Annotated in this window: 19 protein-coding genes; 6 read left to right on the top strand and 13 right to left on the bottom strand. The window is 48.5% G+C overall.

Translation table 11 applies throughout. The features are described 5' to 3' along the window. Positions 1-337: 337 nt before the first annotated feature. Positions 338-460 carry a hypothetical protein gene (locus tag LN341_RS21835; RefSeq protein ID WP_255783141.1) on the bottom strand — a complete coding sequence of 41 codons (123 nt, stop codon included), beginning with the start codon at positions 458-460 and terminating at the stop codon, positions 338-340. 48 nt (positions 461-508) lie between these two features. On the opposite strand from LN341_RS21835, the gene LN341_RS21340 reads away from it, so the two are divergent. Continuing rightward, a complete protein-coding gene (locus LN341_RS21340; protein ID WP_234205745.1) occupies positions 509-2,299 on the top strand; it encodes a lysophospholipid acyltransferase family protein in 1,791 nt (596 codons plus the stop codon). Positions 2,300-2,308: 9 nt separating this feature from the next. Here the strand turns inward: LN341_RS21340 and LN341_RS21335 are convergent, their stop codons facing one another. The 11 genes from LN341_RS21335 to LN341_RS21285 all read right to left on the bottom strand — a co-directional run bounded on the left by LN341_RS21335 (position 2,309) and on the right by LN341_RS21285 (position 12,767). Continuing rightward, positions 2,309-2,758, bottom strand: coding sequence for an META domain-containing protein (locus LN341_RS21335; RefSeq protein ID WP_234205743.1), 450 nt, complete (start codon positions 2,756-2,758; stop codon positions 2,309-2,311). A 57-nt stretch (positions 2,759-2,815) separates the two neighbouring features. Continuing rightward, positions 2,816-3,121, bottom strand: coding sequence for a cysteine-rich CWC family protein (locus LN341_RS21330; RefSeq protein WP_234205741.1), 306 nt, complete (start codon positions 3,119-3,121; stop codon positions 2,816-2,818). A gap of 89 nt (positions 3,122-3,210) precedes the next feature. Beyond that, positions 3,211-5,325, bottom strand: coding sequence for a 5-histidylcysteine sulfoxide synthase (gene ovoA, locus LN341_RS21325; RefSeq protein ID WP_234205739.1), 2,115 nt, complete (start codon positions 5,323-5,325; stop codon positions 3,211-3,213). 168 nt (positions 5,326-5,493) lie between these two features. Continuing rightward, positions 5,494-5,805 (bottom strand): hypothetical protein, encoded by a 312-nt coding sequence (locus LN341_RS21320; protein ID WP_027251610.1) that lies wholly within the window; start codon positions 5,803-5,805, stop codon positions 5,494-5,496. 363 nt (positions 5,806-6,168) lie between these two features. Beyond that, positions 6,169-6,711 carry a GNAT family N-acetyltransferase gene (locus LN341_RS21315; RefSeq protein ID WP_046221443.1) on the bottom strand — a complete coding sequence of 181 codons (543 nt, stop codon included), beginning with the start codon at positions 6,709-6,711 and terminating at the stop codon, positions 6,169-6,171. A 97-nt stretch (positions 6,712-6,808) separates the two neighbouring features. Beyond that, a complete protein-coding gene (locus LN341_RS21310; RefSeq protein WP_234205737.1) occupies positions 6,809-7,633 on the bottom strand; it encodes a sterol desaturase family protein in 825 nt (274 codons plus the stop codon). After that, on the bottom strand, positions 7,621-8,064 hold the full coding sequence (locus LN341_RS21305; RefSeq protein WP_046221441.1) for an SRPBCC family protein: 444 nt from the start codon (positions 8,062-8,064) through the stop codon (positions 7,621-7,623). The genes LN341_RS21310 and LN341_RS21305 overlap by 13 nt, the downstream gene beginning before the upstream one ends. Positions 8,065-8,967: 903 nt before the next feature. Next, complete coding sequence (locus LN341_RS21300) at positions 8,968-9,531, bottom strand: hypothetical protein (protein ID WP_046221440.1); 564 nt, start codon at positions 9,529-9,531, stop codon at positions 8,968-8,970. 177 nt (positions 9,532-9,708) lie between these two features. Continuing rightward, a complete protein-coding gene (locus LN341_RS21295) occupies positions 9,709-10,581 on the bottom strand; it encodes an NAD(P)-dependent oxidoreductase (RefSeq protein ID WP_046221439.1) in 873 nt (290 codons plus the stop codon). 134 nt (positions 10,582-10,715) lie between these two features. After that, on the bottom strand, positions 10,716-11,015 hold the full coding sequence (locus tag LN341_RS21290; protein WP_234205735.1) for a DUF406 family protein: 300 nt from the start codon (positions 11,013-11,015) through the stop codon (positions 10,716-10,718). Between the two features lie 210 nt (positions 11,016-11,225). Beyond that, entirely contained in the window at positions 11,226-12,767 is a 1,542-nt protein-coding gene (locus LN341_RS21285) for a PAS domain-containing methyl-accepting chemotaxis protein (protein ID WP_234206617.1), read from the bottom strand. Positions 12,768-13,136: 369 nt separating this feature from the next. Between LN341_RS21285 and LN341_RS21280 the strand changes: the two genes are divergently transcribed. The 3 genes from LN341_RS21280 to LN341_RS21270 all read left to right on the top strand — a co-directional run bounded on the left by LN341_RS21280 (position 13,137) and on the right by LN341_RS21270 (position 15,113). Continuing rightward, positions 13,137-13,385: a hypothetical protein gene (locus LN341_RS21280; RefSeq protein ID WP_046221436.1), complete on the top strand. Its 249-nt coding sequence runs from the start codon at positions 13,137-13,139 to the stop codon at positions 13,383-13,385. A gap of 202 nt (positions 13,386-13,587) precedes the next feature. Next, the gene (locus LN341_RS21275; RefSeq protein WP_234205734.1) at positions 13,588-14,193 is read left to right on the top strand and encodes a TetR/AcrR family transcriptional regulator; all 606 of its coding nucleotides are present in this window, start codon (positions 13,588-13,590) and stop codon (positions 14,191-14,193) included. 263 nt (positions 14,194-14,456) lie between these two features. Then, complete coding sequence (locus LN341_RS21270; protein ID WP_370643770.1) at positions 14,457-15,113, top strand: alpha/beta hydrolase; 657 nt, start codon at positions 14,457-14,459, stop codon at positions 15,111-15,113. Here LN341_RS21270 and LN341_RS21265 read toward each other — a convergent pair. Next, complete coding sequence (locus LN341_RS21265) at positions 15,110-15,865, bottom strand: 1-acylglycerol-3-phosphate O-acyltransferase (protein WP_046221433.1); 756 nt, start codon at positions 15,863-15,865, stop codon at positions 15,110-15,112. The genes LN341_RS21270 and LN341_RS21265 overlap by 4 nt on opposite strands. Positions 15,866-16,194: 329 nt before the next feature. Here LN341_RS21265 and LN341_RS21260 point away from each other — a divergent pair, with 329 nt between their 5' ends. Further along, positions 16,195-16,743 carry an NlpC/P60 family protein gene (locus LN341_RS21260; RefSeq protein WP_370643769.1) on the top strand — a complete coding sequence of 183 codons (549 nt, stop codon included), beginning with the start codon at positions 16,195-16,197 and terminating at the stop codon, positions 16,741-16,743. A 128-nt stretch (positions 16,744-16,871) separates the two neighbouring features. Then, positions 16,872-17,390: an aminoacyl-tRNA deacylase gene (locus LN341_RS21255; protein ID WP_027251597.1), complete on the top strand. Its 519-nt coding sequence runs from the start codon at positions 16,872-16,874 to the stop codon at positions 17,388-17,390. The last annotated feature ends 6 nt before the right edge of the window (positions 17,391-17,396 follow it).

Raw genomic sequence — 17,396 nt, 5'->3', positions numbered from 1 at the left:
CTGAGAGAATAGTTCAGAATTGTGCAAAGAGGAGGAGGTCAGAGCCTGTTAACGTGACTGTGGCTGGGTTGCGGCGAATAGCAAAGGGTATGAAGGGAAACTTGCGGAGCTTGATGCAGCCAGTTGAGCCAGTCCGTTATGCTGACTGAACAGTGCACCGGCATGAAGGCCAACAGCAGAAGGAATAGTGGCACAAGGTTCAGTACCAGTATCAGCATGAGTTTTTTCACAACAGCTCATCCTCTTTCCCAGCCACCTCCATCCTTTGGGGGTTATATGATCGTTTGAGTTATACAGAGAAAGATAGCGTTTTTACTCCCTCTGCTATGGCTTAATGTTAAGAACGACTGTCTTTCAGTTTTTTGCCCTGCAGATACTGCAGATGTGAAGTCGGTGCCGGTTCATCAAACTGACGTATTTCTCTCATCATTCTGCCGCAGAACTGACATGGTTGAGTCATACATTTTTTTCATACTCGTACCGAACACCAACTTCGGATGGAGACAGTATGGAAACCGTAAGTCCTTTTCGTTTACCACGGAAAACCCCGTTTGGGGTCGGTGAGAAACTGACAGAGTGGGCGACGGGGTTGCACAGACTGAGTCGCTTTTATGCTGACAGGCCTGTTGGACAAGATACCGAGTCGTTTCTTCGCTATTCCCTTGACGTGCTGGGGATAGATTTTCATGTTGTAAAAGGGAGCTACCAGAATATTCCCGCTCAGGATGCGGTTGTTGTGGTGGCGAACCACCCCCTTGGCTGTGCCGAGGGTATCATTCTGGCTCAAATCCTGAGCGGGATCAGGCCGGATGTGAAGATTCTGGCCAATCATTACCTCAAAACTGTCCCTGAACTGGATTCGCTCTTTATTGGGGTGGATGTCTTTGACGGGGACAATGCGGTTCGGGCCAATGTGAAAGCCTTGCGTGAGGCTAACCGTCATTTAAGCGAAGGTGGATTGCTGTTGGTCTTTCCGGCCGGTGAAGTATCGGCCTATGACCGGCAATCAAAGCAGCTTCGCGACAAAGAGTGGAGTAAATCGGTCAGCCGTTTGATCCACAAACATAAAGCCACCACAGTCCCTGTGTTTATCGGCGGGCGCAACAGCCGTCATTTTTACATGGCGGGGAAAATTCATCCTATGCTGCGCACCCTGATGCTGGGTAGAGAAATGCTGAATAAGCAGCAATCGCCGATTCCGATTGCTATCGGAGACAGCATTCGGTTCAGTGAAGTGAAAAATATCCGTGACGACCAGCATTTAGTGAATTACCTGAAGTTCAATACCTATTTGCTGGGCAGCCAGGCCGGTTTGATCCCCGCAAGTGCATCGGTTTCACTCGCAGATGTGCCCAAAATGGTCTCTTCAAATGAAGCCATTGCTGCGCCTGTCCCTTTATCCTTACTGAAAAAGGATATCGCCAACCTCGGCGACAATGAGAAGCTGCTGAGCAGCGGTGAGTTTGACGTTTACTGTGCCCGTGCCGCGCAGATCCCGGCCATCCTGAAAGAGCTGGGACGGATTCGTGAGATCAATTTCAGAGCGGTGGGAGAGGGCACAGGCAAAGCGACTGACCTGGACAGATTCGATGAAAGCTATCTGCATCTGTTTGTCTGGGATCGCCAGGCTGAGAAAATTGTCGGCGCATACCGGTTGGGACTCACCGATGAGCTGATGGCCAAGCAAGGCCTGCAGGGTCTGTATTCCCGCACCCTGTTCCGTTACGACGAGCGATTTATCCGCCAGTATGGCGCGTCGATTGAACTGGGGCGTTCTGTGGTGGCAGAAGAGTATCAGCGCAGTCTGAGTGCTTTGTTGTTATTGTGGAAAGGCATCTCAGCTTTTGTCTGCCGGCATCCGAAATATACGCATCTGTTTGGTCCGGTCAGTATCAGTGATGAGTACAGCCAGGAAGCCAGACAACTGCTCACGGCTTGTATGTCTGTACATCATGCCGATGAAAACAGTGCACGTCTGGTGGCGCCGACACATCCTTTATCCAGTAATCACCGGGTGTTCTGGCAGCCTGAGATGTTATCCGCACTGGCCGACGTCCAATTACTTTCCCGGGTCATTTCTCGGATGGATGCAGGAAAGAGTGTGCCGGTCTTATTGCGGCAGTATCTGGGTTTAAACGGAAAGCTGGTGTGCTTTAACGTTGATCCTGAGTTCAACGATGCGCTGGATGGCTTGATCGTTGTGGATTTAACTCAGGTCCCGGAAAAGACCTTAGGTAAGTATATGACGCCGGAGAAAGCCGCAGCGTATCTGGCCTGGCACGGTAAGACGGAGTGCTGAACCGGGCTGTCAGGGATTGGTTGAGTCGAGTGGCACGGACAGATCTTTGGGAACGAAGGTCAGTACGTGCTGTTCTGTCGTCAGAGATAAGGTATCACTTTCAAGTGCCGTCGTATTCCATTGCTGCAGTGAGCTGACGATAACCGCTTCAACGGTTGCCACTTCATTCTGGATACAAGCCATCTTGGTGGACACGAGTGAGGTAATGCGGAACTGGTTACCATTTTTTAGCTCCGCCAGGCCCATGAACTGATTGCAGCCACTGAATCCTGTGGCTTTGAACTGGCTGTCCAGGCTCAGGCTGATGGGGGGCCGTGTTTCTATCTGGGTGATCTCTCTGCCATCAATTTTGGATAATACCCAGTCTTGCTGCAAATCGCTGGCAGTAAATCCTGCTTTGGGCGGAGGATTACAGCCCAGAAGGCTCAATAAGACCATAAACAGCAGCCACTTTTTCATGCGAGCTTCACTCTCAGGTGTACGGCAATGTCACCTCTAATAGTAGCAGTTTACCGATTACAGCAATGGCAGACTCGCGAGACAGGCACGACAAACACACTGACCTTTCGGCAGGCTGCTGGTATCACGTCTGTCCAGTTCAAAGCACCAGCACTGGCTGTTGCCATCCTCAATCGCGCAATAAGCCGGTTGCCCACAACGTTCACAGTTGTGTGTGGTTTCAACGCCCTGGATCTGGGCGATAGTCTGGGTGTGCGCATCATCGTTCATGAGCCGCCATTCTCCGATTTCTTTCATGGTTCGCAGGCAACCACTGCAGATCCCTTCCTGATTTTTACACTTCGCCACGCACGGTGTTTTCACTTGCCAGTACTCATTTCAAAAAGCGGCTAGTTTACCCCAGACCAAAACAAATGTATTGGCCTGGGGCGAGCCGTGATTCCTGCGGGCGGTTAACGTTTCCGCCAGATGGTCATTTCTGACACAGTATGCTGGAATTTTCGTTTCGTCTCGCGGATCACAAACGGAATTTCTTTCACAGCAATCAGTTCGAAATGCGGGATCAGCGTTTCCGTGAGCCCGTCTAAAGTGGTGAAATTCTCGCCATTCACCTTGATGCCCCCCAGCCACATGTCTTTGGCCGTATAGTCTTCCAGCCAGGTGTAGGGCGACGTAATGACCAGATACCCACCCGGTACAATCCGTTCGGCAATACTGTTCAGAAATGCCTTGGGATCTGCCAGCCGGTCAATGAGATTAGAAGCGTAGACGAGATCGTAGTCGGTAAACTGGGGTTTAAGATTACAGGCATCACCCTGGCTGAAGTGAATGCTGCCTTTCAGGTTCTGATAGCCTAATTCGTCAAGGGTGATACTTTTGAACTCAACCAGATCGCCTTCGGTTGGAATGGTGTAGCGCTTCTCCCCTTGCTCAAGCAGGGCATAGGCCTGCTGAATAAAGCGGGCGGAAAAGTCGATACCGTCTACGTGATCAAACCGTTTTGCCAGTTCAAAGCTGGCTCTGCCGACGGAGCAGCCGATATCCAGCGCCCGTTGCGTGCTATGTAATGAAATTTCCTGCAGGCACTGCTTCACCCCGTTGACACAAAAATTCGGGACAGAGAAATACTCATTCCCATAGTGAAATTCCAGATATTGCGCGATTAACTCATTGGTTTCATAGATATTCAGATTTTCCATACTGGCTGGATCCTGCTCAGAAGCGACATAGCGGAATCCCGCATGTTGATAAAAATGGCGACGAAAAGCGTAGCGAGATTCCGGAATTGTCTCATTACCGGTTGAAATCCATGAGCCGCCTTTCATCAGATTATGTTGGCCGTCAAAAGTAGGGGTGGAGAAGTCATCGTATAACGGATGGACTTTAAATCCCTGGAAGCCATCAATAGCGGATTCTGTCCATTGCCAGACATTCCCCACAATATCGCAAAGGCCGTTATGCTCAAAGCGGTCAACCGGGCATGACGAGGCATAATAGGCCAGCTCGGTATTACCGGGCGCTTCCAGCCAGGAAGGGGAAGCCATTTCAAGACATTGTCTCAGAATGTACCATTCCGCTTCTGTGGGCAGCCGAATGGATTGCTGGGTTTTGTCGGCTTTCCAGTTACAAAATGCCTTGGCTTCAAGTTGATTGACTTCTACCGGCCAGTTCAGCGGCAGCGGGATTTCCTGTGTCAGGTTACGCTGTAACAAGTTGCCGTCGCGCTCAAGCCAGAACCGCGGCATGGTAGCTTTTGTGTAGGCCAGCCAGGCCAGGCCTTCTTCTGTCCAGTATCTTTGTTGCTGATATCCGCCATCCTTCACGAAATCCAGGTACTCCTGATTCGACACCAGGTATTTACTGGTTTTGAAGTCATGCACTTTATAGGGCTGGATACCGTATTCATTGTCCCAACCATAGGTCTCGGCATCTTCGGGTTTACCCAGCGAGATCGAACGGCCGGCCATAGCGATCAGTTGATTAGAAGGTGCGGGTCCTGCTTCCGGACAGGCTTCCCAGTCTGAAGATGGGGTCAGATCAGACAGCGGGAGCTGGCGCATAATCACAGAAGAGGTTTCAAGGTGGATGCGTTCATGTTCGATGCCCATCAGAATGATCCAGGCAGGATCCTGGTCGGTAATGGGCAGGGTCAGGGGCATGTTATCGATCACCTGGTTGACTGTGTCTTTTACCTGCTGCCGATAGGCTTGTACCGCATCAACACTTGGCCAGTCGTAGTGGGCGTCATTGAGATCATCCCAGGACATTTCATCAACACCAATCGCAAACATCGACTCGAAGTGAGGATCAATCCGGTTTTCTATGTATTTGCCGAGTTTTAACTTATTGATATAAAAGACCGCTGTGTGGCCGTAATAAAAAATCAGCGGATGCCGGAGGGGTTCGGCTTTCTTGAAATAGGCTGCGTGGTTGTTGATCAGGGAAAAGAGGGATTCGTAGAGTGCCCAGGTTTCATTGAAGGCGTGTTTGAGTTCTTGCCGCTTGCTGTGTTCTGATGATCCTGTCAGTAATACGCTTCGGGTCGCTGCTGTCGAAAAATCAACCATGACTGTTTACTCTCCTGTAACAGTGATTTTTTAATTATTGTGTTTGATTTTATATTCAAAGTGTCTCGCTTATGGTGCAGTGAGATAAGAGCAAGTTCAAGTCTCTGTTTTTTGAACGCTTAAAACCAGAAGGCTCCCATTTGGGAGCCTTCATCTTAGCGACTGTACTTAGTTTTTGCGTGACCCAGTAAATGCATAACGAGATGATTTCTGGCCATTTTCAGTAGTGGCCTCGAATTTCACTGAGCGGGAAGAGTTCAGCTGCAGTGGAATGAATACACGACCACGTTCATCAGTGGTGTATGTTTTGCGTTGTTGAGGTACGTTAGCAACAGAGACAGATGCATTGGCAGCAGGTTGACCATTTTCGGTCACTGTGACCCAAGCACCGTTATTCGCATCCGTTACCCGAATATCAGCAAGAGCTGACGTCGACATTAGCAGTACAGCGGTTGCAGTGAGTACTTTAAAGCTAGTCATATTATTCACCTCATCTATCAGTGGCAAAGCCATCGATTAGGTTGTGCCTAAGTATCTTAGGGGTACATTAGTTACAGGGCTCTCATTTTTAGACCTACTTGTTTCCAAAAAATTTCACTCCTGTGATAAGTAAACCCCATTTAGGTTACAACTTCCTGTTTTCAGATTGGATAGTATGCCTGCCCCACTTATTACCCTTATGAATATAGTGATTCATAACTTAATCGTTACTTAACCGTCACCATTATTATAGTAATCAATGTATTTTACGGGTGATAATTTCATTACAAGCCGTTAACGAAGGCGATTATTCTGTGGTGTTTTTTTGCTGTTCAGCAGAATTTTTACAGCGGACATAAGGGCTTAAGTTTCAACAAGGTTGGGGTTCGTGACTTCGTAATAGGAGAGATCTTCGGTGATTCTGTTGACGCGCATGGCGTCGGGTTTGACGCGGACAAAGGAAAGGCCTGCGTGTTCAAGAACTTTTCCCGGTCTGGGATCGAGACGCCTGTGCTGGGCAAATATTCTGCTGAGTTTCAGATCAAAAAAACCAAAATCGACTAACCGGCGGGCAGCTTCTGCGCAATAGCCATGGCCCCAGAATGGGATACCTAACCAGAAGCCTAATTGTGCCTGGCGCTGTTTGATATTATGCAGCCCGATGCATCCGATAAGTTGTTCCGTGTCTTTCAATGCAATCGCAAAAATAGCTAGCGTGCCATTGTCCCAACCGGCTAATGAGCGGCCGATCCATTGTCCGGCCATACCAGAATCATACGGGTAAGGTACATTCGTGGTTCCCAGAGCAATTTCAGGCGCACCTGCCAGTTTTTGAATCAAGGTTGCATCGGCAAGTTGTAATGGACGAAGCAACAAACGTTCGGTTGTTAAAGTTGGCTGTCTCACCTGAACCCCTCCAATATGATGATCGAAAGAGAGGTCATATTAATTCTGTTTCATGACCATATATTTTATCTGGATCAAACAAATGTCAGTTATCCGGTCATCGGGTGTGGCGAGGAGGGCCGAACAGACAGAGTAAACGTGATTTTACCGTCAGGTTGGGGGCCAGAGCGCAGCTGAAAATATGCTGCCAGTGATGGAAGGTTGCCTGGATAGGGCGCCAGCCACTAAAGTCTTCACGCACCCCATAGCGTATGACCGTACTGTCATTTTCAGGTACGAAAGTGCCAAAAAGCTTATCCCAGAGAATCAGCACGCCAGCGAAGTTCTTATCGATGTATTCAGGGTTCCTGGCATGGTGCACACGGTGGTGGGATGGGGTATTGAAAATGTGCTCCAGCCACCCAAGGCGCTGAATCACCCGGGTATGCACAAAGAACTGGAAGCCAAGATTGACCGAGACAACCAACACAACGGTCGCCGGCGGATATCCGATGACGATTAAAGGCAGCCAGAAGATCCACATCCCCGATACAGGGTAAGTCAGGCTTTGTCTGAACGCTGTGGTGAAGTTCATGTGCTGAGATGAATGATGGACGATGTGCGAGGCCCATAACCAATTGATATGGTGCGAGGCACGGTGAAACCAGTAATAGCAGAAATCTTGCAGCAGAAATGCCAGCGCAATGGTGACCAGAGACATCTCGATATCGAACAGGCGGTACTGATAAAGCCAGAGGAAAAAAGGCATCAGCAATAAAGTGGCGATGAGGTCTGCACTCTGGTGAAGACCGGCCAGGGTGAGGTTACACGCCAGTTCTTTCCAGTTGTAATCCGGGTTGCCTTCCCGGCGTAAACGTTTGTACTCCCATAGCATTGAGATAAAAAACAGCGGGCTGATCGCCAGCAGTATCAGCATTTCCATTTGCTTTCACCATGTTGGGCAAGATTGGCAAGCGCTTTACGGATACTCTTCTCCAGAATGAGCTTGATCAGCCATCCCGTGCCTTTAATTTTTGGGGAAAAGCTGATGCGATACTGAATGTTACTTGTATCAGCATTCAGACTGTGAACCTGAATCCACCCGCCATGCTCAACAACAGGGCCGCCGTTGATAATGCGATAGTGCAGATGTTCATTTTCTTTATAGTCAATGATCTTTTCATCAAAGGTAAAGGGGCCGGCTGAAACCCTGCGTACTGCGCCAATACCGTTGGGTTTTGGCTTTCCGCGTCGGATCAGGTGATAAGACCCATCAAAAAAGCGTCCCAGATTCTGATGATCTGTTAATAACTCAAACAGGACTTTTCTCGGTGCCTGAGCAGATTGCTCAATTGTGATTGTGTGCGCTGCCATGATACGCCTCTGTTAATTTAGTAACATTATGTTAACAGTGAATGAGTATCTGTCAAATGGGAAAATATTGATAGAAAGCTTATTTTTCAATGTGTTCCAAGCAATTTTAGCCTGAGTCGACTGTAATACTGCTCAAGTATGGTGCAAAATCATACGATTTGATGTTGTGAAATTGTAGTGAATTGTTAAGGGCTTGATTCACAACACTTTGTAACTCAGATGTGTAACGTATGAGAAAAATGTGAGCATAAACTCACAAAAAAGGTCAAAAATGGTATTGAAAAATGTGCCGGACACTCTTATATTGATTTTTGTTGATGTGAACTAGATGGTGATAACTCTGAAAAAGCGTTGGAAAACCGAACCTCAGGTGAGGTAACTGAATTGAAGGATGACGTTCCCCAAACGTCATAAAGTTCAGTGTCGGATCAGAACACTCAGTATCAATCCTTCTCGCTTCATGTTTATTCTTCTCCAGAATCTGAGCATAAAGGACACAACAGTTTTGTTGATTATGCTGATCAGTATTCGCAATTGGAGAGAGTAACGTTAACGATACTTCAATGTCATTCAACTGTAATGAATCTTTGAGTAAAGTGAACGGATTAGGTAGCAAAGATTTTTAGAAAAACTTGGCTTGTTATCTATGTTTTATCGAGAGGTGAATTATGACAAATAAAAGCCGTAGACAATGGTTCTATTACCAGTCACAGTCTTCTAAGTCGAAACTGAAAAGTAAATGAACGCACTTGATGCGAAAGCGACGAAAAAGATAAAAATCAGATTGGTTATGTAAAAAAGTAAGTAAAGTTAGCCAGAGACACTCATGATGTGTTTCTGGCTTTAGTGTTTTTGGACGGTGTAAAAAGTATTGATGTCCGGGATTGATCGGGGACATCAATTTTATTGATAGATATTCCCGCCGATACGTAGATTTTCCGGAATGGATTTCAATTGAACGCCTCCTAAATAAATATCACCTTTTATTGTGATATTGGGAGGAAGTTCAGTAATTTTGGTATGAGCCAGATAGAGATCGCCACCGACAAACAGGTAAGGGGGTAACCGTGTAATGGGCATGCCGATCAAACTTAAATCCCCGGGTATCTTAAGGTACGGGCTCAGTCTGGTAATTCGGGTGTGGGCCAGATTGAGATATCCCGAAACTTCCAGCTTTTTAGGCAATGAAACAATGTTGCTATAGGCCAGGTTGAGATTTCCATCGACGCGAACGACACCCGGTAAATAACGAATATCACTATTTTCGAGATTCAGATTGCCTTTCACATGAAGCGGGTTAGGCAGGGTAATGGTTTTTGAATGCCGCAGCGACACGTTACCGTAGCTATCTGTGTAGTTAAGCAGCTTTATTTCTGAAATGAATTGATTCGCGGCAACGGTCTGGCTGTTTATCAGAACAAAGCCCAGGACGGCGAACAGGAAAAATGGCTGGCGTTGCTTTGTCATATTTATCACGACACAGGTCTGTATTCAGTCTATTCCTGACAAATTGTAATCAGTACCAGAAGAAAAGACAGCATTAGCTGGTGAATTGGGAGTAGTGTCACCAAAGGCTTGGATAAAAATATGCGCTGATATTACTATCAACGCATATTTCAACCCTACCATGAACCCAGGTCGGCGTTATTGATCAAATTGTTTGATTAATACCGATGTGTCTGCGCGATTAAAACCTCTGTCCTGAAGTTTCGCGTATTCCGCATCAACCTGACGGGCAAGAGGAAGTGGGACAGACAGTTTATCGGCGGCTTCGAAACAGATAGACAGATCTTTTCGCATCCAGTCGATGGCAAAACCGAAATCAAATTTATCTTCCGCCATAGTGACAGCACGGTTTTCCATTTGCCATGAGCCGGCCGCACCGTGTTTCAGCACATCGGTCATTTTCTCGATATCTAATCCTGCTGCCTTAGCAAGCGTAATGGCCTCAGATAAGCCCTGGAGAATACCGGTAATGCAGATTTGGTTCGCCATTTTTGTAATTTGGCCGAACCCGACATCACCCATCAGGGTCGAGGCTTTCGCATAAGTGTTGAAAATAGGCTGGGCTGTCTGAAATGCTGTTTCGCTACCGCCGACCATGATGGTCAGACAGCCATTCACAGCGCCAGCTTCACCGCCAGAGACTGGCGCGTCAATGAATGTGGCTGACGCTTTGCTGGCGGCTTCTGCGATTTCACGGGCGACATCGGCTGATGCTGTTGTGTGATCAATCAATAATGTGCCTGGACGAATGGTTGACAGGATTCCCTGTTCTCCGCAGTAGACTTCACGGACATCGTTATCATTACCGACACAGGTCAGGACGACATCGGCCTCTTGTGCGGCCTCTGCCGGAGTCAGTGCAAGCTTGCCCGGGTAAGTGTTGAGCCATCTCTCTGCTGTGGCTGTCGTGCGGTTGTACACCACGACATGAAAGCCTGCAGTGGCTAAGTGCCCGGCCATAGGGAAACCCATAGTGCCTAACCCGATGAAAGCGATAGTTTTGTTGGTCATTCCTGCGCATCCTATTGCATTGTTATCTTGGCATAGTTCTCTGGCGGGAATCATATCACAGAGGAGTGGGAGGGATGGCAGCAAATAGCCATATCGGGACAGAATTTTTGCCCGATATGACTTCCGATTGCAGCTTATTGTGAAGGCAGGGAGCGCGACTTGAGGTCGAAGATCAGTTTTTCAGCACTGCATTCAAACTGCAGGCTCGCTGTCATTGCTGTGCCGTCGTCGCTGTAGAGGGTCTGATACTGTACTTTGGTATTCACACTTTTCGCTAATGCCAGAAAAGGTGCAAATTCAGCTTCGATTGCATTCTTGTCCGGGCCATGAAATGAAAGCTCTGAGACATCATCCCCTTCGCGGATGAGAAAGCCAATTTCAGCCGCGACACCACAAGCTTCACAAGGCGCTTCAGTCTGTTGTAAATCAGCCATCGTGTTTCCTTGACTAAAAAAGATACTGTGAATGAGTGTATCTCTGCCCAGCAGGATTCGCCATCGAACTCGGTGGTGAACACTTGTCACAGATCAAGGTAAGCGAAAGTAATGCGTCACATACCAGATGGCGACGGATAAAAGGTGGGATGGTGTCAGCAGAGGGGCGCGTCTGACTGGCCAGCCAGGCCAGTCAGACAAAGGGAAGGGTTATCTTTCCTCGAAACGTTTTGCCAGTGCTTCAAAGTCGTCGACTTTAGCCCTGAGCCCGGCGCTCGATTCCTCAACCAGCAGCAATTCTTTAAAGTTTTGCTCTGACGCTGCTGCGATGGAGTGAATGTGCTGGCGGGTCTGATCGGTCAGTTGAACCTGGCCTTCAGCCGCCTGGGCCATTTTCCGTATCAGCAGGCTCATTTCAGCCATATTGGCTTCCATGGTTTTCAGGCTGCCGGAACCTTCTGCGGCTGTTGCCACACACTGATTGGTCTGATCGCGGTTACATTCAATCACAGAACGCCACTCATTGATGGTATTCAGCATGTGTTCAATGCTGTTCTGGATCTGCTCTGTCGCTGTCTGGGTTCGCGACGACAAAGCCCGAACTTCATCAGCAACCACAGCAAAACCACGCCCATGCTCACCAGCACGAGCAGCCTCAATGGCAGCATTTAAGGCCAGCAGGTTTGTCTGATCGGCAATGCCGCGAATTTCATCCATGACTGAGCTCACTTTTGCCGCTTCGTTACTTAATTGCAGTGTTGTGGCCGTTGCCTGCTCAGCCTGCGCCGACAGAGCCTGTAAATTTTGCTGAGTGGTATCTAATTGCACCCGGGTTTGATCGCTGTAATTTTGGGTATTGAGCAGTAATTGTTCTGAGTGATCAGCATGCTGGTTGACCGTTTGTGCGGAGTCAGTCATGTCATCCAGTGCGTTGGCAACACGATGAATGTTGTCGTTCTGATGTCTGATTGCCTGATTGACACGGGTGGCCGTTTCACTCAGATCCTCTGCCAGTTCCTGAAGCGGGTGGGCTGCATCTTTCATTCGGCCCAACACGGTACGAATTCTTGCTGAGGCCATCTTGAGGTGATAATCCGCCACGGAAAATGCACTGTTGCCGGAAAAAATCAGCCGGCTGATACTGTCATAACTTTGCTTGAGCGCATTCAGTTGCTGTGGTGTCTGGAACAGCTCCTGGCGGAAGAACAGCAGTAATACAAGCATCGGAAGCAGCGGCAAAAGCGCAGTCAGCGAGAATCCTCCTTGCATCAGGCTGCTCATCACAGGCAGCAAAATCGCGGCAGCCAGTAAGCCGTAACGCAGAGACACCGGTAGCGACAGAGACACACTGGTTTTGCCTTCACTCTGGCGTAGGGTTTTGTAAGCCTGACTGGCGGTTTTGATCATCTCGGAAGTGGGTTTCACGCGTACCGACTGGTAACCCACGATTTTACTGTCCTGGTAGATAGGTGTGACGTATGCGTCGACCCAGTAATAACCGCCATTTTTGGTTTTGTTCTTGACGATACCCCGCCAGGCGTTTCCTTTTTTCAGGTGCATCCACATATCGCCAAATGCAGCTTTGGGCATATCGGCATGACGAATGATGTTATGTGGTTTTCCCAGTAATTCCTTTTCGGTATAACCGGCCACTTGGCAGAAGCAGGGATTGCAATAGATGATATTGCCTTTGAGATCCGTCGCTGAAACGAGTTGCTCGCCTGCTGGGAAGGTGACTTCACCGTCCTTCATGGTGTGAATGGATATAGCGGACACGTATAACCCTTGTTTTATTAAGATTTTTTATCTGCGAATGAGAGCATAGATGCATTGGATTTATCAATACTTGGATAGCGAAATACGCTATAACCGCACAAAAAATAATGAATAATAATTTTAACAATAAGCAGCTCAATGCAGGGGTTCGTCATGGTGCTGCTTTGTTTCAGGCAGAAACAGGCTTTAAGGAGCTCCAGGCTGATTGGGAAGGGCTCATTCGTTTAAGGTTCCTTTGATGCAGAATTAACTATATTTATAGTGATAAGAATCTTGACGAGTGGTGCAAGGAAATCCACTTGTTCAATAGATCCGTTCTCTTAAAGACGTTGAGAGGGTTTGATTATGGTTCTGTCTGAATGCCGGGAAATGTTGATGCAGCACACTTTGGTGGAAGCGCGGCTGGTCCACGATTTTCTCAGTGCTGGCTGGAGTGTGAATTTTAAAGATGAAGCCGGGAATGATTATCCGCTGACGGATGTTTACGGGATACCCTGCAGTTACGATTCGCTGAAGCAGGCGCAGGATGCGGTTCATGAAGCTGGCGACTGTCCTATTAAAGTTGACAGTCTTTTTCATTTTTCAGAGCGTTAAAAGCTGAGTCTGAAAGCACGCGATGGTTGCTTCAGCTATTCTGTCGTACCTGTTCTTGTCATTCTGTGACGGGTCATCAGCGCCAGAAACCGTCAGCATGACCGTTTCTGGTGATTAAGGGGCGTCTGGTTGGACCTGACTCCTCTTGCATGAAAAAGAACGATCGTGCTTTAATCGCATGCAGGTAACGAAAGGAAGTGCAATGAGCAAAGGTCGGTTAACCCGGGAACACATACTGAGAACGGCATTTGATCTGGCCAGCCGGGATGGGTTGGACAGCCTGACTGTCGGGCAACTGGCGAAGGCATCAGGGATGTCAAAAAGCGGACTGTTTGCGCATTTCAACTCGAAAGAGAATCTACAGGTCTCCGTTTTGCAGTTTGCGGGGGAGTACTTTGCTCAGCATGTTATCCAGCCAGCCCGGCTTGCCGGGTGGGAGTCGATAGAAGAAAAAATCAGGTTATTACTGCAGAACTGGCTAGCCTGGAATCATTCTTTTCAGGGCAGCTGCATGTTTATCGATGCCTGGAAAGAGGGGCGCTGCAGCGATGATCCTGTTCAGCAGGAGCTGGACAGGATTACCCGTCGCTGGATGGACTATTTATGCCGCCAGGTTGAGCAGGGGAAGGCAAGCGGGGAGTTCCATCAAGATTTAGATACCTGGCAGTCTGTGTTCCGGTTGTATGGGGTTTATCTCAGCAGTCAGCTCTTTCATTCTTTAGGTCTGGAAGCGGATGATAACCCGAGATTCTGGACGGATGTGGACCTGATACTTGCCAGTTGGCGGTCAGACAGAGCGTCAGACTAATTTTTAGATATCAAAAAAAGCACGTACGTACTTTTTTCAGAGGCCAAATGATGAGCAGCAAAATATACTTCAACACCAAGGGGCGCGTGAATCTCAGGCGCCGTGCAATCAACGTGGCAACCCGTGCTTATCATCGCATTGCGCCGTCACACGCTCGTAAAACTGCACGGAACTTGTTGTTAACACCTGAACGATACTCGGCAAACACGCAGGCTCCTGAGGGGTTGCAACAAAAAGTGATCGAGAGCTCTGAAGGTAGCATCATGACCTATTCTCTGGGGAGCGGACCAACGTGGCTGCTTGGGCATGGCTGGTCCGGTTCGGCCAGTCAGTTTTATACCCTGATGGAACGGATTGCGGCTTCAGGCTTTACTGCGCTGGCATTTGATAATCCTGCGCATGGGGCGAGTGAGGGGCGGCACGGGCATTTGCCCGGTTTTGTCAAAGGTCTGGATGCCGTACTAGAGCAAGCCGTCGAAGATCTTGCTGGTGTTGTTGCGCACAGTATGGGCTGCACCATGATGCTTGAGAGTAAGCACGCGAAACTGGCCGGTGTGCCCATGCTGCTGGTCGCTCCGATCCTGAACTACAAAGATAACTTGTACCGGGTTGTTGAGGGCTCGGGCTTCTCACTGCGTTTGTTTCAGGATGTGATTCGAGCCGTTGAGCAGCAGTATCAGTATCCGATTGATCGTGTGGACAGCCACCAACGTCTGGCTGGCCACCAGGGACATATCGTAATTGTTCACGATACGGGCGATCGTTTTGCGTTGTTTGAACAATCAAAGAAAGCAAATGCCCTGCCAGGTGTCAGTCTGATTGAAACCAGTGGTCTGGGGCATAACCGGATTCTGAAAAGTGAGCCATTGCTCAGGGCATTTGACGCGTTGAGCAATCAACAGACGCCAGAAACCCATTAACTTGTTTTTGCTACAACTGTCGCTGACTGGGTGTTGCGTGTTGCCACTTCAGCATCCAGTTTCGCGATGTGATTCAGCATCATGTCTCGGCAATGTTCAGCTAATTCCCGGGCATCATGCATCGTCAATTCAGACGTATCAATCGGGTCGAGGTATTCAGCAATCACAGTGCCGTTATCCCGCTGATTCAGGTCGATTTTGTGATGGGTACTGCTGACAACCATAGGCACGATGGGCACACCGGCCTCAATGGCCATTCTGAATGCACCGGTTTTAAAAGGCAGCAGGCCGCGCCCTTTGCTTCGGGTGCCTTCGGGATACATCCATACCGACAGATTACGTTCGTGAATGGTATCAGCCACTTGTTTGATGGTATCGCGGGCTTTGGCCTTATTTTCTCTGTCTATCAGTATATTGCCGGTGATCCAGTACAAGGGACCAAAGAAGGGAATCCACAGCAGGCTTTTTTTACCGATTGAGACGGTTCGCGGCCGGACCATGCCGGGCGAGGTCACAAAATCGAACACATTTTGGTGATTAGAGATATAAACGGCGCGCTCAATCCCTTGGATCCGCTCTTGTCCCCGTTCAATAATATGCACATTGACAATTTTCCGCAGTATCTTGAACCAGCGACTGAAAAAATAGACATGCTTTGGATCTCTGGGGCTGAAAAGGCAGTACACCAGCGCAAACAAGCAGGTGAAGATAATAAAAAGGGCAGCCAGGAACAGACGGACGAAAGCGAGCACAGCAACTCCTTAAAAAACACAAACTACATTTTTAGATTAATTCAGCTGAGAAATTTAGCAAAAGTCCCTGAGACTTTGATATGCAACAGCTCACAAAATAGGAAGTTAACCCGTTGAAAAGTAGTCTATTAAAAGTGAACGCACTGGTGCCGGGAATCAGGCTGCTTTCAGAGCTTGATAGCCTTGTGTCGTCATCAATGATGAATCCGCACGTTGGGCACGATTCAGAGTTGCTTTAAGATTAATCAGGCGGCACGTCAGGCAGTGCATCAGGCCATGGCTTCATGCATAATCATTTCTTTGTGGTATTTTTTTGTGCAGAGGTTGATATGGCAGGAACAAGGAGGCATGTGGGTTACCGCCAGCAACGCCTGATCTTGATGCTCTCCGCGATGGCTGGCCTGAGTGTTCTGACTGGCTGCAGCACCACAACGCAAGTGCCAGCGGAAACCCGGGAAATTCATGCTGCGGTGAATCCGCCCCCTCAGCCCCCGCTTTCTATTGCCATCAAACCGCCGACTCCTACCTTTCTTGATGTTTATCAAAGCTGGAAAGGCACGCCTTATCGTTTAGGAGGCAGTTCCAGGCGTGGCATTGACTGCTCCGCCTTTGTTCAGCTGACCTATTCTGAGGTGTATCGCCAAATGCTGCCCCGCACCACCGCAGAGCAGTCGCAACTGGGTAAGGCGATTCCCCGCAACATGGCGAAAAAAGGGGATTTAGTGTTTTTCAGAACAGGACGCCGGATGCGCCATGTCGGTATTTATATGGGGAACAATGAGTTCCTGCATGCCTCGACGTCTCAGGGGGTCGTTGTGTCCAGTTTAGACACCCCGTACTGGCAAAAGGCATTCTGGCAGATCCGTCGTATTCAGTAAGTTTGTTCGCCTTCCTTTACAATTACCCATGAAATTTATCGGTGTGAAGTTCGCAAAATTGCCGCACCCCTTTCATACTTTGGCTGTAGGGCGTTCAGCCCGAGCGCTGGATTTCCAGGAGGTGATTTATGGCGATGGCGATGACAGTTGGGCAATTCCTCAACAGCCATAATGTGGATTTCAGTCTGACGCACCATAGGCATACCGATACATCATTCAGTTCGGCGGTCTCTGCACATGTTCCGACTTCCCAAGTGGCGAAAGCCGTATTGCTTAAGGATCAGCAGGGTGATTATCTGATGGCCGTTGTGCCGTCTAACCGCCGGGTCATGATTGATAAAATTAATCGCATCATGGGCAAGCAGTTCTTTTTAGTGGGTGAGCATGAGTTAACCCAGATCTTTCAGGACTGCGAACCCGGTGCGATCCCTTCACTGGGGCAAGCTTATAAAATCAACATGCTGGTGGATGATCTGCTGCTTGAACAGGATGAACTGTATATTGAATCCGGTGATCATGAAAATCTGATCCACCTGGATAACAAGCAGTTCCATAAAGTGATGCGAGATGTGCCACACAGAAACATCTCAGGCTATCGGATGTTGTTTACTCAGGAACATGACGGCCGTCATTGGGAATGGGAATAAACACGG

Origin of the sequence: Photobacterium sp. TLY01 (assembly GCF_021432065.1) — a bacterium.
GTDB lineage: Bacteria > Pseudomonadota > Gammaproteobacteria > Enterobacterales > Vibrionaceae > Photobacterium > Photobacterium halotolerans_A.
This window is presented reverse-complemented; position numbering and strand designations above follow the sequence as displayed.

Bases quoted from the DNA above. Each gene is read 5' to 3' on its own strand.
- LN341_RS21835 (WP_255783141.1), bottom strand. From the start codon at position 460: ATGACTCAACCATGTCAGTTCTGCGGCAGAATGATGAGAGAAATACGT.
- LN341_RS21340 (WP_234205745.1), top strand. From the start codon at position 509: ATGGAAACCGTAAGTCCTTTTCGTTTACCACGGAAAACCCCGTTTGGG.
- LN341_RS21335 (WP_234205743.1), bottom strand. From the start codon at position 2,758: ATGAAAAAGTGGCTGCTGTTTATGGTCTTATTGAGCCTTCTGGGCTGT.
- ovoA (WP_234205739.1), bottom strand. From the start codon at position 5,325: ATGGTTGATTTTTCGACAGCAGCGACCCGAAGCGTATTACTGACAGGA.
- LN341_RS21320 (WP_027251610.1), bottom strand. From the start codon at position 5,805: ATGACTAGCTTTAAAGTACTCACTGCAACCGCTGTACTGCTAATGTCG.
- LN341_RS21310 (WP_234205737.1), bottom strand. From the start codon at position 7,633: ATGGAAATGCTGATACTGCTGGCGATCAGCCCGCTGTTTTTTATCTCA.
- LN341_RS21305 (WP_046221441.1), bottom strand. From the start codon at position 8,064: ATGGCAGCGCACACAATCACAATTGAGCAATCTGCTCAGGCACCGAGA.
- LN341_RS21300 (WP_046221440.1), bottom strand. From the start codon at position 9,531: ATGACAAAGCAACGCCAGCCATTTTTCCTGTTCGCCGTCCTGGGCTTT.
- LN341_RS21295 (WP_046221439.1), bottom strand. From the start codon at position 10,581: ATGACCAACAAAACTATCGCTTTCATCGGGTTAGGCACTATGGGTTTC.
- LN341_RS21290 (WP_234205735.1), bottom strand. From the start codon at position 11,015: ATGGCTGATTTACAACAGACTGAAGCGCCTTGTGAAGCTTGTGGTGTC.
- LN341_RS21285 (WP_234206617.1), bottom strand. From the start codon at position 12,767: ATGAAGGACGGTGAAGTCACCTTCCCAGCAGGCGAGCAACTCGTTTCA.
- LN341_RS21280 (WP_046221436.1), top strand. From the start codon at position 13,137: ATGGTTCTGTCTGAATGCCGGGAAATGTTGATGCAGCACACTTTGGTG.
- LN341_RS21275 (WP_234205734.1), top strand. From the start codon at position 13,588: ATGAGCAAAGGTCGGTTAACCCGGGAACACATACTGAGAACGGCATTT.
- LN341_RS21270 (WP_370643770.1), top strand. From the start codon at position 14,457: ATGACCTATTCTCTGGGGAGCGGACCAACGTGGCTGCTTGGGCATGGC.
- LN341_RS21260 (WP_370643769.1), top strand. From the start codon at position 16,195: ATGGCAGGAACAAGGAGGCATGTGGGTTACCGCCAGCAACGCCTGATC.
- LN341_RS21255 (WP_027251597.1), top strand. From the start codon at position 16,872: ATGGCGATGGCGATGACAGTTGGGCAATTCCTCAACAGCCATAATGTG.